The organism is Streptomyces sp. NPDC051636 (assembly GCF_044453765.1).
Lineage (GTDB): Bacteria > Actinomycetota > Actinomycetes > Streptomycetales > Streptomycetaceae > Streptomyces.
Window position 1 is genome coordinate 103,827 of the sequence record NZ_JBITDA010000017.1, and the last position, 14,643, is coordinate 118,469.

The window sequence follows — 14,643 nt, forward strand, 5'->3', positions numbered from 1 at the left end:
AGCGATGTCCCACGAGGCTCACGAGCCCGAGACCCCGCATCTCGACTTCCAGGGCACGACGCCGTACGAGGACTACGTCAAGGCGGACGTGCTCACCCACCTCCAGCACACCCTCTCCGACGACCCCGGAGAGATGGTCTTCCTGGTCACGACCCAGGTGATGGAGCTGTGGTTCACCGTCATCGTCCACGAGTGGGAGACCGCGGCCAAGGCGCTCCGCGAGGACCGCGTGCCGGTGGCGATCGACGCGCTGAAGCGTTCCGTACGGGAGCTGGAGGCGCTCAACGGCTCCTGGAAGCCGCTGGGCCAGTTGACCCCGGCGCAGTTCAACTCGTACCGCTCCGCCCTCGGCGAGGGCTCCGGCTTCCAGTCCGCGATGTACCGCCGCATGGAGTTCCTGCTCGGCGAGAAGTCCGCGTCGATGCTCGTCCCGCACCGGGGCGCGCCGCGCGTCCACGCCGAGCTGGAGAAGGCCCTGCACGAGCCGAGCCTGTACGACGAGGTGCTGCGGCTGCTCGCCCGCCGCGGCCACGCGATTCCCGCCTCCGTCCTGCAGCGTGACGTCTCCCTGAGGTACGAGCCGTCGGAGGCGGTGGAGGCGGCCTGGACCGCGGTCTACTCCGGCGACCAGAACGCCGAACCCGCCCGCCTCGGCGAGGCGTTGACCGACGTGGCCGAACTCGTCTGGCGCTGGCGCAACGACCACCTGGTCGCCACCCGCCGCGCGATGGGCGCCAAGCCCGGCACGGGCGGTTCGGCGGGCGTGGCCTGGCTGGAGAAGCGCGCGCAGAAGAATGTGTTCCCGGAGCTGTGGACGGCGAGGTCCCATGTCTGAGCTGTCCGAACCGGCTGCCAAGGCCGAGAAGCTGGACGGGGCGGACGAACTGGCCCCGCTGCGGGACCGGTTCGTGCTGGACGACACGGTCTACCTGGACGGCAACTCCCTGGGCGCCCTGCCCGCGAACGTCCCCGACCGGGTGGCCGACGTGGTCCGCCGCCAGTGGGGCGAACTCCGCATCCGCTCCTGGGAGGAGAGCGGCTGGTGGACCGCGCCCGAGCGGATCGGCGACCGGATCGCGCCGCTGGTCGGCGCGGCACCCGGCCAGATCGTGGTCGGCGACTCCACAAGTGTCAACGTCTTCAAGGCGCTTGTCGCGGCGGTACGCATGGCGGGCGAGGACCGCGACGAGATCCTCGTCGACGCCACGACCTTCCCGACGGACGGCTACATCGCCGAGTCGGCGGCCCGCCTGACCGGCCGCACGCTGCGCCCGCTCACCCCGGCCCAGGTGCCGGACGCGCTCAGCGGCCGTACGGCGGCGGTGTTGCTGAACCACGTCGACTACCGCACCGGCCGCCTGCACGACCTGCCCTCGCTCACGGCCGCCGTGCACGCGGCGGGCGCGCTCGCGGTCTGGGACCTGTGCCACAGCGCCGGCGCGCTGCCGGTGGGCCTGGACGAGCACGGGGTGGACCTGGCGGTCGGCTGCACGTACAAGTACCTCAACGGCGGGCCGGGTGCGCCGGCGTACCTGTACGTCCGCCGGGACCTCCAGGGCCGCTTCGACAGCCCGCTGCCCGGCTGGAACTCCCACGCCGAGCCCTTCGGTATGCGGCCCTCCTACGAACCGGCCCCGGGCGCCCTGCGCGGTCGCGTCGGCACCCCGGACATCCTGTCCATGCTGGCCCTGGAGGCGGCGCTGGAGGTCTGGGAGGGCGTCTCGGTCTCCGCCGTCCGCGCCAAGTCCCTCGCCCTGACGGACTTCTTCCTGGAGTGCGTGACGTCGTACGTCCCCGAAGGCCTGGTCGAGTCCCTGACCCCGGCGGCCCATGCGGAACGCGGCAGCCAGGTCGCGCTGCGCTGCGGTGACGCCGGGGACGTGATGAAGCGGCTGATCGAGCGCGGGGTGGTCGGCGACTTCCGCCACCCGGACGTCCTCCGCTTCGGCTTCACCCCGCTGTACGTGGGCTTCGCGGACGTGGAGCGGGCGGCGCGGGTGCTGGGGGAGGTGCTCGGGTAGCGGACCGGCGTCGGCGGCGGACGGCATCCAGAACCGTGCCACCCTCACCGTGCGTGACATCCCCGTGTCCTCGCACGTCACCGGCCTGATACCGTCCCCGCCAACGGCCGATCTCCCACCTCGTCCGTCAAACCCGTTCCATCGCTGAGAGGTTGGAGCATGCCGGACGACGTCGCCGCATCCCGCGCCGCCGCAGAAGAGGAGTCGGCCTTCTCGCACCCGCCCGTCGCCCCGGACGCGACCGCCACCTACGGCGACCACCCCGACCAGCTGATCGACTTCTACGCGCCGCGCGGCGAGGGCGGCCCCGGCGGACTCGCCCCCCTGGTCGTCGTCCTGCACGGCGGTGCCTGGCGCGCTCCGTACGACCGCCGCCACATCACCCCGTTCGCCGGCTTCCTGGCCCGCAGGGGCTTCGCCGTCGCCAACGTCGAGTACCGTCGCGGCGGTACGACCCCGGCGCAGGGCGCCGGCGGCCAGGTCGCCGGCCGCTGGCCGGACACCTTCGACGACGTGGCGGCAGCCCTGGACGCGCTTCCCGCCCTGGTCCACGAAGTGCTGCCGCAGGCCGACCCGCGCCGCACGGTGCTCACCGGTCACTCGGCGGGCGGCCACCTTGCCCTGTGGGCGGCGGCCCGGCACGTCCTGCCGGCCGACGCCGCCTGGCGCACCGACGGCCCCGCCCCGCTGCGCGGAGTGGTCGCCCTCGCCCCGATCGCGGACTTCGCGGTCGCCGCGAAACTGGAGGTGTGCGGCAACGCGGCACTGCAACTCCTGGGCGGCGACGAGACGTTCGCCGAACGCCAGCCGTACGCCGACCCCACCCTCCTGCTGCCCACCGGCATCGCCACCACGCTCGTCCAGGGCCGCGCGGACATGGACGTCCCGCAGGCGGTCGCCGAGTCGTACGCGGATGCGGCGGCGAAGGCGGGCGAGGTGGTGGGCCTGACCCTGCTGGAGGACGTCGGCCACTTCCCGCTGATCGACCCGGCGGCGGACGCGTGCGCGGTGGTGGCGGAGGAGATCGCGCAGTTGGCGTGGTGACGGCATGCCCCGCACGGCGCACGCGTGCGTGCCCGGCACCCGGTCATACCCGTAGTACCTGAGAGCTACGTCCCAGAACAGCTCTCGGGCGGGACGCGAGCGACGAGCCCGGATCCGTAACTTCCCCTCCAGACAAGCCCGATGACCGGGCGGGGACTGGAGGGGGAAGCCGGTATGCGGCTTGGCCGGACGACACGCGACCGCACCGGTGCACGGCGCCGCGGTTCCCGAGGGCGTCGCACCCTCCTGGCCGGTTTGATCACCGCCGCCCTAGTGGTCCCCCTCTCCGCCGCCACCCGCCCGGAGGTGCGGGCCCCGGCCCCCGCCGCCCTCGCCCCGTTGACGGCGGCCACCCTTGACGAGGCCTACACGGCCAACCGCGCCAACGCCGCGCGGGCGTCCCGGATGGCCGCCGCCGACGGCGACCGGCGCCGTGCCGCGGCGGACCGCTCACTCGCCGGCCCGGCCCGTCACCTGCTCGCCTTCGACGGCCGGGGCGCGGGCCTGGCGACGGAGGTCTTCGGCGACCTCGCCCACGCGGACCGGGTGGCCGTCGTGGTCCCAGGCTCCGACACCTCCCTCGACACCTACGCCCGCTTCCACACGGCCGCGTCCGCCCTGTACCGCGAACTCACCCGGCAGGCCACGCCCAGCACCCGCACCGCGGTTCTCGCCTGGCTCGGCTACCGGACGCCCGGCACGGTCAGCGCCACCGTCCTCACCGTGGGCCGTGCCGAGCAGGCCGCCCCGCGCCTCAGGGACTTCGTCGGCGAGCTGCGCCGTGTCACCGGCCCGCACACCCACCTCGCCCTGGTCTGCCATTCGTACGGCTCGGTGGTCTGCGGCCGCGCCGCCACCGGCCTCGCGGTGGACGACCTCGCCCTGATAGGCAGCCCGGGCACGGGCGCCGACTCGGTCGCGGCCCTGCACACGCCCGCCCGGGTCTGGGCGGCCCGGGGCAGCGAGGACTGGGTGGCGGAGGTGCCGCACGTCAGGGCCGACCTGTTCGACACCACCGTCGGCTTCGGCACCGACCCGGTCTCCCCGGCCTTCGGCGCCCGCCTCTTCGGGGCCGCCGACGCCGGCCACAGCGGCTACTTCACCCGGGGCTCGACCGCCCTCGCCAACCTGGCCCGGATCGTCCTGGGCGAGACCTCGGAGGTGACCGGTGCCTGAGCCGACCCCCCGCCCACCGTTCCGGCAGGGCATACGACTCCCGCACGGCGTTCGACAGGGCGCCCGCAGAGTGGACGCCGCCACGCCCGTCTCCCGGGACCGCGCGGTCGACGCCCTGCGCGCCTTCGCGATCCTCGGTGTGGTCCTCGGCCACTGGCTGGTCACCGCCCTCGTCGTGGACGGCGGCACGCTGCACGCGGCGAGCCCGCTCCAGCACATGCCCTGGCTGGCACCGGTCTCCTGGGCCTTCCAGACCCTCGCGGTCTTCTTCCTGGTGGGCGGCCACGTGGCGACACAGGGGTACGCCTCCGCGCGCGCCCGGGGGACGTCGTACGGGGAGTGGCTGCGCGGCCGGCTGTCCCGGCTGTTCCGGCCGGTGGCCGCCGTACTGGTCCTGTGGACGGTGGCGGCGACGGCCCTGCTCGTCACGGGCACCGAGTTCGAGACGGTCCGCACCCTGGTCAGACTCGCCCTCTCCCCGCTCTGGTTCCTCGTGGTCTTCGCCGTCCTGACGGCGGCGACCCCGCTGGTCGTCCGGCTCAACCCGATGTGGCCGCTGGCCGTCGTCCTCCACGTGGACCTTCTCCGTTTCGGCCTGGGCGGCGCCCCGTCCTGGCTCGGCTGGCTGAACGTGGCGGCGGGCTGGCTCGTCCCCTACACCCTGGGGGCGGCCTGGACCCGGGGTGAGCTGGACACCCGCCGGGCGGGCTGGGTGCTGCTCATCGGCGGGGCGACGGCCACCGCGGGACTGGTCGCCTGGGCGGGCTACCCCGCGTCGATGGTCGGCGTTCCGGGCGCGTCCGTCTCCAACCTCAACCCACCGACGCTGGCCGCGGTCACCTTTGGCCTGGGCCAGTGCGGTCTGGCGCTGCTGTTGCGCGACCGCCTGCGCCGCGCGATGCGACGGCCCCTGCCCTGGGCGGCGGTGGCCCTGGTGAACCTCTCCGCGATGACGATATTCCTGTGGCACCAGACGGCCCTGATGGCGACCACGGCCACCGTCCTCCCGGCGGGCCGCCTGCCAGGCCTCCACACCCTCCCCGACAACCTCCTCTGGGTGGCATCCCGCCTGGCCTGGCTCCCGGTGTTCGCCCTCGCCCTCGCCGTCTGCCGGGCCGCGTTCCGCTACCACGAGCAGCCCCGTCACCGGCGTTCACACGTGATCCGTGCGCACCGGCCGTCCGACCGGAAGGCGGCCGTGGAGGAGCGCCGTGTCTAGGGTGGTGCCCGTGACGGAACGGGGGACCCAGCGTGTGCTCGCCGGCCCGGGCCTGCGCTGGCTGCGGGTGTTGCGTGACGACCTGTGCACCGCCCGGGCGGATCCGCTGCCCCTGTTCGTGTGGCTGCGCTGGCTGCCGCACAGCGTGCTGTGCCTCGCCGCGCTCGGCATCACGCTCGGCGGCACGGCCCAGCTCCTGGACCAGGGGGTCGGGTACGCCTTCCTGATCGGCCTCGCGCAGGGCGGCGCGGTGGTCCTCGCCCTGTGGCGGCCGATCCCGGCGTGGTGGCTGTCGACGGCGGCCATGATCGTGGGGGCCGTCGCGGTGCACGGCCGGCTGTTCGCGGGCGGGACGGCGCAGTTCCCCTGGCCCTGGACCGCGGCCGGGATCATCGCCCACCTGCTCGTGCTGCTGCTGCTCGCGTTGCGGGTGCGGACCAGGGTGTCCGCGGAGGTGCTGGCCCTGACCGCGCTGGTCACCTATGTCCTCGAAGGGTTGTGGGGTGGGGCGAACTACCAGCCCACCGGGGTGGTCGCGGTCGCCCTGTCCGCGGTCGTCGTGGTGCTCGGCATGGCACTGCGCGGCCGCCGTGAGGCGCGCGCGGAACTGGGCCGGCAGACGACGCTCACCGCCGAGGAACGGGCGCGGCGCACGCTCCTGGAGGAGCGCAGCCGCATCGCGCGCGAGCTGCACGACGTGGTCGCCCACCACATGTCCGTCATCTCCATCCAGGCCCAGGTCGCCCCGCACCTCGTGGAGAACCCGCCCGAGGAGCTCAAGGAAAACCTCGCGGGCATCCGCGAGAACGCGCTGGAGGCGCTGACCGAGCTGCGCCGGGTGCTCGGCGTGCTGCGCTCGGAGCATCCCGAAACGGGGAACCCCCTCGACGGGTCGGCCACCGGGTCCGCCCCGCACGCCCCGCAGCCCGGCCTGGACCGGCTCGACGCGCTCGTGGAGAACACCCGGGCCGCGGGTCTGACCGTGACCCTCGAGGCCAAGGGCGAGCGGCGACCGCTGCCGCCGGGCGTGGAGCTGTCCGCGTACCGGATCGTGCAGGAGGCGCTGAGCAACGTACTGCGGCACGCTCCGGGCGCGACCGCCCGCGTCGAACTCCGGCACACCGCTTACGGGTTGATCGTGGAGATCGTCAACTCGCGGCCGACGCGGCCCACACCGCCGTCGCCGGGTGTCGGGCACGGGCTGCTCGGCATGCGGGAGCGGGTCGCCATGCTCGACGGCTCCATGGTGGCGCACTCCCTGCCGGACGGCGGCTACAAGGTGATGGCGTTCCTCCCCACGTCCCCGCGCGCCGGCGCGGACTCCGCAACCGACCCGAAGGACGGCACCGCATGACGAGCGGCCCCATCCGCGTCCTCATCGCCGACGACCAGCAGATGGTCCGTCAGGGCTTCACCGTGCTGCTCAACACCAAGCCCGACATCGACGTGGTCGGCCAGGCGGTGGACGGCCTGGACGCGATCGCCAAGGTGGCCGAACTGATCCCGGACGTCGTCCTGATGGACATCCGCATGCCCGAACTGGGCGGCATCGAGGCCACCCGCCGCATCACCGCCGAGTACCCGGACATACGGGTGCTGGTGCTCACCACCTTCGACCTGGACGAGTACGTGTACGAGGCACTCCGCGCCGGTGCTTCCGGCTTCCTGCTGAAGGACGCCTCCGCGGACCAGCTCGCCGAGGCGGTCCGGGTGGTGGCCGCCGGTGACGCGTTGCTGGCCCCCGGGATCACCCGCCGTCTGATCGCCGAGTTCTCCCGCCTGGACGGCAGCCGCCGGGCACCCCTGAAGCAACGGGTCGGCGGCCTGACGGAACGCGAGACGGAGGTGCTCGCGCTGATCGCCCAGGGTCTGTCGAACGCGGAGATCGCCGAGCGCCTCGTCGTCGCGGAACAGACGGTGAAGACCCACGTCGGCCGCATCCTGGTGAAACTCGGCCTGCGCGACCGCACCCAGGCGGCGGTGTTCGCCTTCGAGTCGGGCCTGGTCCGCCCGGGCGGCCGCTGACCCCGGAGGGGCGACCCGTAGTACCTGAGAGGGACCCGGAGGAACCCCCCCCCCCACCGGTGACGACCGCGCCCCCGCCCGCGCCTACCGTTTGGGACGTGACCGAGACGACGCAGACGCAGACGACACTGCCGGGGGCGGACGCCAGGCCGCGCAGCCCGGAGTTCCGGCTGGCCGCGGACGCCCTGCGCGGGCTGCGGCAGGACCTGTTCCAGGATGCCTTCGCCTATCGCCCGCTTCCCCGCATGAGCGTCGACGGCCCGCTCACCGGCCGGCTCACCGGCCGGGCGCTGGAGTACGCGGCCTGGACCCGGCACGCCGTGGTGGCCGCCGCCGGCGCGGTGGCGTTGCTGACCGCCATGACGGACGACAACAGCGGTGGCTTCGTGGCCCTGCTTTCCGGACTTTTCTGCCTGGCCCCGGTCCTGCTCACCCTGGTCCGCCCGGTCGGCGCCTTCTGGCTGTCCTGGGCGGCGACGGCGGCCGCCGCCGTCCTGGGCACCTCCTGGGACAACTGGCCGTGGCTGCCCGGCAGTTTCGTCACCCACCTGGTGGTGCTCACGGTGGTCGCCCTCCGCACCCGTCCGCGCACGGCGGCCTGGATGTGGGTGATCACCGCGGGGTACGGCTTCGTCGCCGAGTCCCTCTTCGGCGCGAGCCACTTCAACACCAACGTCGGCCCCATGCTGGTCGTTTCCGCGATAGCCCTGCTGGCCGTCACGGTCTGGCGCATACGCCGCGATGCCCGGCAGGAGGTGACCGCCCAGCAGTCCGCGACCGAGCACGAGCGTTCCCGCCGCACCCTGCTGGAAGAGCGCACCACCATCGCCCGCGAGCTGCACGACGTGGTCGCCCATCACATGTCCGTGGTCGCCATCCAGGCGGAGGCCGCGCCCTACCGGGTGGAGAACCCGCCGCCGGAGTTGGAGAAGGCGTTCGCCACCATCCGGGAGAACGCGGTGGCGGCGCTCACCGAACTGCGCCGCGTCCTCGGTGTCGTCCGCGCGGAGGACTACGAGGCCCCGGACGCCCCGCAGCCCACGCTCGCCGACCTGGACGCGCTGCTCGCCAACGTGCGGGAGGCGGGCCTCGGCGTCGAGAAGGTGGTGACGGGTGCGGTGCGCGACCTTCCGCAGGGCGTAGAGCTGTCGGCCTACCGGATCGTCCAGGAGGCGCTGAGCAACACCCTGCGGCACGCTCCCGGAGCGAGCGCCCGCGTCGAGATCGGGTACGTCCTCGGCGGGCTCGGCCTGCGCGTGGTCAACGGCCCGCCGCCCGCGCCGTCCCTGCTCAAGCCCTCACCCGGGGCCGGCCACGGCATCACCGGGATGCGGGAGCGGGTGTCCATGCTGAACGGCGAGATGACGGCGGGCCCGGTGGACGACGGTGGCTATGAGGTGGCGGTGTTCCTGCCGGTCACCACGGCGATCGAAGGGACCGCATGAACATCCGGGTACTGATCGCGGACGACCAGATGATGGTGCGCGAGGGCTTCTCGGTCCTGCTCAACGCGATGCCGGACATCGAGGTCGTCGGCGAGGCGGTCAACGGCCGTGAGGCGGTGGAACGCGTCCGCGAGCTCTCCCCGGACGTCGTCCTGATGGACATCCGCATGCCCGAACTGAACGGCATCGAGGCCACCCGGGAGATCGTCGCCGCCGACGGCTCCGCCAAGGTGCTGGTGCTGACCACGTTCGACCTCGACGAGTACGTGTACCAAGCACTGCGTGCGGGAGCCTCCGGGTTCCTGCTCAAGGACGCCTCGGCGCGGCAGCTGGCGGACGGGGTACGGGTGGTGGCGTCCGGGGAGGCGCTGCTCGCCCCTTCGGTCACCAGGCGGCTGATCACGGAGTTCTCGCGGCTGGCCGAGTCCCCGCGGCTTTCGGCGACGGCCCAGGCGGCGTACGGCGACCTGACCGAACGGGAGACGGAGGTACTGGTCCTCATCGCCCAGGGCCTGTCCAACGCGGAGATCGCCGAGCGGCTGGTGGTCGCCGAGTCGACGATCAAGACCCACGTGAGCCGGATCCTGGTCAAGCTGGGACTACGGGACCGGACGCAGGCGGCGGTGTTCGCCTATGAGGCGAGGTTGGTCACGCCGGGGTGAGATTCAGGGCGGTGAGGATGGTGGTGAAGGCGGGGGTTGGAATGGTGACTTACGCCAGTTGTCGGGAGTGATCACCGGGCGCCTCACAGTTCGTAAATCCCGGAACAGGGCGAGTTGGGCCTCGGAGTCAATGGAAAGCGTGCCGTGAGGACCGTCGCCTGCCACGGCTTGGGAGCGGCTGGCGGAGGCGGAGGAGGGGCGGGGGTGTGGCGTTGGTCCGGGTTTGTGCCGGCTCTGGGGCCGGCAGCCGCTGGCCGGAAACGGCAACCGGGGCAAACTGGTGTGGTGTGAGCTTGCCGCCGCTTGAGGTGGGTGTGGGGGCCGCTCGCTTCTTTGTCAGTGTCGTGCTTCCGCGTCCCGCGCCAAGGCGCTACGTGTCGGCTGCGCCGATGGCCTTTCGGGCCCCCTTGACCCGGGCCGCCCAGCACGGGGAAGAAGCGGGCGGCCCCCACGGCGACGCCACAGCCAACGGCAGGGCAGCCCACCCACCCAGGGGGGCGTCCCCTGTCGGGCCCGGCCGCTGAGACCCCTGTTCAGCAGCCCGGGCGACCGGCTAGCGTCCGGTCATGGCAGCTGCTGATGACCTCGCGTTCGACCCCTGGGACCCGGAGTTCGTGTCCGATCCGTACCCGGCCTATGCCGAGCTGCGGGAGAGGGGGCGGGTGATCTGCTTCGAGCCCACCGACCAGTGGCTGGTACCGCACCACGCGGACGTCTCGGCACTGTTGCGGGACCGCAGGCTCGGCCGGACGTACCAGCACCGCTTCAGCCACGAGGACTTCGGGCGCACGCCGCCCCCGCCCGAACACGAGCCGTTCCACGTGCTCAACGATCACGGGATGCTGGACCTGGAACCACCGGACCACACCCGGATCCGGCGCCTGGTGTCGAAGGCGTTCACGCCGAGGACCGTGGAGCAGCTGAAGCCGTACGTGCACGCGCTGGCGGAGGACCTGGTGTCCGCGCTGGTGGAGGCGGGCGGTGGTGATCTGCTGGCGGACGTCGCCGAGCCGCTGCCGGTCGCGGTGATCGCCGAGATGCTGGGGATCCCGGAGTCCGACCGGGCCCCGCTCAGGCCCTGGTCGGCGGACATCTGCGGGATGTACGAGCTGAACCCGTCCGAGGACGTGGCGGCGAAGGCGGTGCGGGCCTCGGTCGAGTTCACGGAGTACTTGCGTGCGCTGATCGCCGAGCGGCGGAAGGAGCCGGGTGACGACCTGATCTCCGGTCTGATCGCGGCGCACGACGAGGGGGACCGTCTCACCGAGCAGGAGATGATCTCGACCTGCGTGCTGCTGCTGAACGCGGGCCACGAGGCCACGGTGAACGCCACGACCAACGGCTGGTGGGCGCTGTTCCGGAATCCGGAACAGCTGGCGGCCCTGCGCGCCGACCACTCCCTCGTCCCCTCGGCCGTGGAGGAGCTGCTGCGCTACGACACCCCGCTCCAGCTCTTCGAACGCTGGGTGCTGGAGGAGATCGAGGTCGACGGCACGACGATTCCCCGGGGTGCCGAGATCGCCATGCTCTTCGGCTCCGCCAACCACGACCCGGCCGTCTTCGCCGACCCCGGCCGGCTGGACCTGACCCGTAAGGACAACCCGCACATCTCCTTCAGCGCGGGCATCCACTACTGCATCGGCGCGCCCCTGGCCCGTATCGAGCTGGCCGCGTCGATGACGGCGCTGCTGGAGAAGGCCCCGACGCTGTGCCCGGCGGCCGAGCCGGAGCGGAAGCCGAACTTCGTCATGCGAGGTCTGGAGGAGCTGCGCGTGGAGGTGCGCTGAGGCGGCCGCGGACGGGCCGGGTGAAGGCGCCGGCCTTGGCGGTCACCAAGTCATGTCCCGGCGCCGCGGCCCCGCCAGTCCCACCCCCACCCTCACCGACACCACCGCGAGCTTCGCCATTGATGTGAAGCCGACTGAAAAGATTGCCAGCACGACCATTGCGACGAGGTAGCTCGCGGGGGCGCCGATGCCGTTGCCCGGCGACACCATGAAGGGCACGTTGCCGGTCCTCGCGATGATCGGGGCGGCGGTCGCGACCGCCATGAAGACCACGCCCAGCAGGCCCGCCGCGTTGGGTTTGAGCCGGTTAACCGGGCCTTCGTCCGCTGTACCGGTCGCCGGGGTGACGCCCTCGTCCACTGCCATCGGGTGGCCCCTTCCGCCTGTGCCGGGTGGGTCCTGATGGAGCAGCATGGTGCAGGGGAGAGGGAGTGCTCAAGGGGTCGGCGCGATTAAATATTCGTCACCAGACCATTGGGGGTGGATCTGATCACGCAATCCCGTCCGGATGAGTGAGCGCTTGGCTACGGTGGCGGCTGGTCTGCATCCGTGGGAGGGCGGATCATGACGTTGATGACAGAGCGACCGACGACAGGCGGCACCAAGCCCCGCAGGGAGTTCGAGGAACTGCCGGCCTCCTCGACGAGCTGAACGTGCGGCCCCTTCCTGTACGTGTTTCCCGGCTCCGAATGCGCCTACGGCCCCGCGATATCCACGCTGCTCACCGCCGTGTTCATCGGACCGACGGTCACCGCCCCGACGGCGGAGGTCTCTCCTTCGTCGCTGGGATACGAGGTCCGCTTCACCAAGGCCTTCGGCGAGAATCTCTACGTCCCCGACCCCTTCGGCCGCACCCTCGGCACCACCGGCTTCCAGGCCCCCGGAGAACACGTCACCCAGAAGCCGGCACCATGATCCCCCAAGCCCCCTCCACCACCCGCCACGTCCGTCTCCGCACCGGCCCCGACACCACCGCGTCCGCCCGGTAGCGGAAGTCCGCCCCGGTCACGGTCACCGTCCGCCCGGACGCCAGCAGCGGGGACGCCTCCGCGCCGACCGACACCGGCCGCACCTCCACTTCGGCGACGCCGGCGGTCCCCGGGGTCACCGAGAGGGCCTCGACGGGCTGGTCCAGGCCGACGACCGTCTCCCCGTCGACCTCCACCCGCAGCCGGGACGGCCCGGGGCCGGGGACGGCCGTGGCGAGGCGGGAAGGGCGGGGGGCCAGGGTGCGGACGAGGGACTGGTACCTCGTACGGAGCCATGGGCGGCCGGGGACAGCAGACGGCACCGGTTCCGCCGACGGAGTCACCGGCACCGGCGGAATCCGCAACGCGCCCAGCACCACCCCGTCACTGTCGTCGACCAGCAGATCCAGCCGGCGCTCCACCCCGTCCAGCACCGCCCGGGCGGCCGCCACCGCCCCCGTCGGCACCCCCAGGGTCTCCGCCAGCGCCGGCGAGCCCCCGACGGGCACGAGAGACAGCACGCATCCGGCCAGCTCCCGGTGGCGGTGCAGCAGGGTCACCGCCCGCAGCAGTGCCCGGTCGTCACCGATCACCACCGGCCGCCGCGACCCCCTGCGGCGCAGCACCCGGGCGAATTCCTCGGGGCTCTCCGGCAGGCACACCTTCGTGGCCGCACCCGCGCTGAGCACGTCTTTCGCGATCCGCACCGCCTCCCCGTCCGTCCGCCGGGCGAAGGGATCGATGATCACCAGCAGCTGATCGGACGTCGCGAAGGTCGCCACCTCGGTCCTGCCTCGCTTCCTCGGGTAGCATCTTTGTGCAAGAGCCCCTTGCGCTATTGCGCCAGGGGCTTCGTCTATTCCGGGGCATCCGGTCCGACGGTTGTGCGGCCAACGACGGTCGCGGTGGTACGCGGCGGTGAACCCTACGCGTACGCCTCCGACCTTGGACATGCCCCGCCCGGAAGGGGTGTACGCGCGTGCCCGCACTTGTGCTGCTCGGTGCTCAGTGGGGTGACGAAGGCAAGGGAAAGGCGACCGACCTGCTCGGTGGCTCAGTTGACTATGTAGTGCGGTACCAGGGCGGCAACAACGCCGGCCACACGGTCGTCGTGGGCGACCAGAAGTATGCACTGCACCTCCTCCCTTCCGGAATCCTCTCGCCCGGTTGTACGCCGGTCATCGGCAACGGCGTCGTCGTCGACCCGTCGGTCCTGCTCTCCGAGCTGAGCGGGCTCAACGAGCGTGGCGTCGACACGTCCAAGCTCCTCATCAGCGGTAACGCGCACATCATCACGCCGTACAACGTCACGGTCGACAAGGTGACGGAGCGCTTCCTCGGCAAGCGGAAGATCGGGACCACCGGACGCGGGATCGGCCCGACGTACGCGGACAAGATCAACCGCGTGGGCATCCGGGTGCAGGACCTGTACGACGAGTCGATCCTGACCCAGAAGGTCGAGGCGGCCCTCGACGTCAAGAACCAGATCCTCACCAAGCTCTACAACCGGCGCGCGATCGCCGTCGACCAGGTGGTCGAGGAGCTGCTGGGCTACGCGGAGAAGCTCGCGCCGTACGTCGCCGACACCGTCCTGGTCCTGAACCAGGCGCTGGAGGAGAACAAGGTCGTGCTCTTCGAGGGCGGCCAGGGGACGCTGCTGGACATCGACCACGGGACCTATCCCTTCGTCACCTCCAGCAACCCGACCGCCGGCGGCGCGTGCACCGGCGCCGGTGTCGGCCCGACGAAGATCAGCCGGGTCATCGGCATCCTCAAGGCGTACACGACCCGCGTAGGCGCCGGCCCCTTCCCGACCGAGCTGTTCGACGAGGACGGCGAGGCGCTGCGCCGCATCGGCGGTGAACGGGGCGTGACCACGGGCCGCGACCGGCGCTGCGGCTGGTTCGACGCCGTGATCGCCCGCTACGCGACCCGCGTCAACGGCCTGACGGACTTCTTCCTCACCAAGCTGGACGTCCTCACCGGCTGGGAGCAGATCCCGGTGTGCGTGGCCTACGAGATCGACGGCAAGCGCGTCGAGGAGCTGCCGTACTCGCAGACGGACTTCCACCACGCCAAGCCCGTCTACGAGACCCTGCCCGGCTGGTCCGAGGACATCACCAAGGCGAAGTCCTTCTCCGACCTGCCGAAGAACGCGCAGAACTACGTCAAGGCCCTGGAGGAGATGTCCGGCGCCCCGATCTCCGCGATCGGCGTGGGTCCGGGCCGCGACGAGACGATCGAGATCAACTCGTTCCTGTGAGCCGTTGACAGGATGACCTCACAGCTCACGGGC

Annotated in this window: 13 protein-coding genes and 1 pseudogene; 12 read left to right on the plus strand and 2 right to left on the minus strand. The window is 72.1% G+C overall.

Features of this window, described 5'->3' with window-relative positions:
- Positions 1-4: 4 nt before the first annotated feature.
- From ACIBBH_RS26935 to ACIBBH_RS26980, 10 genes are all read left to right on the plus strand, one after another.
- Positions 5-835, plus strand: coding sequence for a tryptophan 2,3-dioxygenase family protein (locus ACIBBH_RS26935; RefSeq protein ID WP_399408823.1), 831 nt, complete (start codon positions 5-7; stop codon positions 833-835).
- Complete coding sequence (gene kynU, locus ACIBBH_RS26940) at positions 828-2,021, plus strand: kynureninase (protein ID WP_399408825.1); 1,194 nt, start codon at positions 828-830, stop codon at positions 2,019-2,021. The genes ACIBBH_RS26935 and kynU overlap by 8 nt, the downstream gene beginning before the upstream one ends.
- A gap of 159 nt (positions 2,022-2,180) precedes the next feature.
- Positions 2,181-3,065 (plus strand): alpha/beta hydrolase, encoded by an 885-nt coding sequence (locus tag ACIBBH_RS26945; protein ID WP_399408827.1) that lies wholly within the window; start codon positions 2,181-2,183, stop codon positions 3,063-3,065.
- Between the two features lie 174 nt (positions 3,066-3,239).
- Complete coding sequence (locus ACIBBH_RS26950; protein ID WP_399408982.1) at positions 3,240-4,241, plus strand: alpha/beta hydrolase; 1,002 nt, start codon at positions 3,240-3,242, stop codon at positions 4,239-4,241.
- A complete protein-coding gene (locus ACIBBH_RS26955; RefSeq protein WP_399408829.1) occupies positions 4,234-5,460 on the plus strand; it encodes an acyltransferase in 1,227 nt (408 codons plus the stop codon). The genes ACIBBH_RS26950 and ACIBBH_RS26955 overlap by 8 nt, the downstream gene beginning before the upstream one ends.
- Before the next feature lie 10 nt (positions 5,461-5,470).
- On the plus strand, positions 5,471-6,814 hold the full coding sequence (locus tag ACIBBH_RS26960) for a sensor histidine kinase (RefSeq protein WP_399408831.1): 1,344 nt from the start codon (positions 5,471-5,473) through the stop codon (positions 6,812-6,814).
- A complete protein-coding gene (locus ACIBBH_RS26965; protein ID WP_399408833.1) occupies positions 6,811-7,485 on the plus strand; it encodes a response regulator in 675 nt (224 codons plus the stop codon). The genes ACIBBH_RS26960 and ACIBBH_RS26965 overlap by 4 nt, the downstream gene beginning before the upstream one ends.
- 98 nt (positions 7,486-7,583) lie before the next feature.
- Positions 7,584-8,930 (plus strand): sensor histidine kinase, encoded by a 1,347-nt coding sequence (locus ACIBBH_RS26970; RefSeq protein WP_399408835.1) that lies wholly within the window; start codon positions 7,584-7,586, stop codon positions 8,928-8,930.
- Positions 8,927-9,592 carry a response regulator gene (locus tag ACIBBH_RS26975; protein WP_399408837.1) on the plus strand — a complete coding sequence of 222 codons (666 nt, stop codon included), beginning with the start codon at positions 8,927-8,929 and terminating at the stop codon, positions 9,590-9,592. The genes ACIBBH_RS26970 and ACIBBH_RS26975 overlap by 4 nt, the downstream gene beginning before the upstream one ends.
- Before the next feature lie 566 nt (positions 9,593-10,158).
- Complete coding sequence (locus ACIBBH_RS26980; RefSeq protein WP_399408839.1) at positions 10,159-11,379, plus strand: cytochrome P450; 1,221 nt, start codon at positions 10,159-10,161, stop codon at positions 11,377-11,379.
- A gap of 111 nt (positions 11,380-11,490) precedes the next feature.
- Here the strand turns inward: ACIBBH_RS26980 and ACIBBH_RS26985 are convergent.
- A pseudogene (locus tag ACIBBH_RS26985) lies at positions 11,491-11,745 on the minus strand (amino acid permease); the annotation flags it as partial.
- A gap of 306 nt (positions 11,746-12,051) precedes the next feature.
- On the opposite strand from ACIBBH_RS26985, the gene ACIBBH_RS26990 reads away from it, so the two are divergent.
- Complete coding sequence (locus ACIBBH_RS26990) at positions 12,052-12,294, plus strand: hypothetical protein (RefSeq protein WP_399408842.1); 243 nt, start codon at positions 12,052-12,054, stop codon at positions 12,292-12,294.
- Here the strand turns inward: ACIBBH_RS26990 and ACIBBH_RS26995 are convergent.
- Positions 12,272-13,129 (minus strand): diacylglycerol kinase, encoded by an 858-nt coding sequence (locus ACIBBH_RS26995; protein ID WP_399408844.1) that lies wholly within the window; start codon positions 13,127-13,129, stop codon positions 12,272-12,274. The genes ACIBBH_RS26990 and ACIBBH_RS26995 overlap by 23 nt on opposite strands.
- A gap of 197 nt (positions 13,130-13,326) precedes the next feature.
- On the opposite strand from ACIBBH_RS26995, the gene ACIBBH_RS27000 reads away from it, so the two are divergent.
- Entirely contained in the window at positions 13,327-14,610 is a 1,284-nt protein-coding gene (locus ACIBBH_RS27000; protein WP_399408846.1) for an adenylosuccinate synthase, read from the plus strand.
- The last annotated feature ends 33 nt before the right edge of the window (positions 14,611-14,643 follow it).

Excerpts from the sequence above, each read along its gene's own strand:
- kynU (WP_399408825.1), top strand. The coding sequence starts at position 828 with ATGTCTGAGCTGTCCGAACCGGCTGCCAAGGCCGAGAAGCTGGACGGG.
- ACIBBH_RS26945 (WP_399408827.1), top strand. The coding sequence starts at position 2,181 with ATGCCGGACGACGTCGCCGCATCCCGCGCCGCCGCAGAAGAGGAGTCG.
- ACIBBH_RS26980 (WP_399408839.1), top strand. The coding sequence starts at position 10,159 with ATGGCAGCTGCTGATGACCTCGCGTTCGACCCCTGGGACCCGGAGTTC.
- ACIBBH_RS26975 (WP_399408837.1), top strand. The coding sequence starts at position 8,927 with ATGAACATCCGGGTACTGATCGCGGACGACCAGATGATGGTGCGCGAG.
- ACIBBH_RS26950 (WP_399408982.1), top strand. The coding sequence starts at position 3,240 with ATGCGGCTTGGCCGGACGACACGCGACCGCACCGGTGCACGGCGCCGC.
- ACIBBH_RS26965 (WP_399408833.1), top strand. The coding sequence starts at position 6,811 with ATGACGAGCGGCCCCATCCGCGTCCTCATCGCCGACGACCAGCAGATG.
- ACIBBH_RS26935 (WP_399408823.1), top strand. The coding sequence starts at position 5 with ATGTCCCACGAGGCTCACGAGCCCGAGACCCCGCATCTCGACTTCCAG.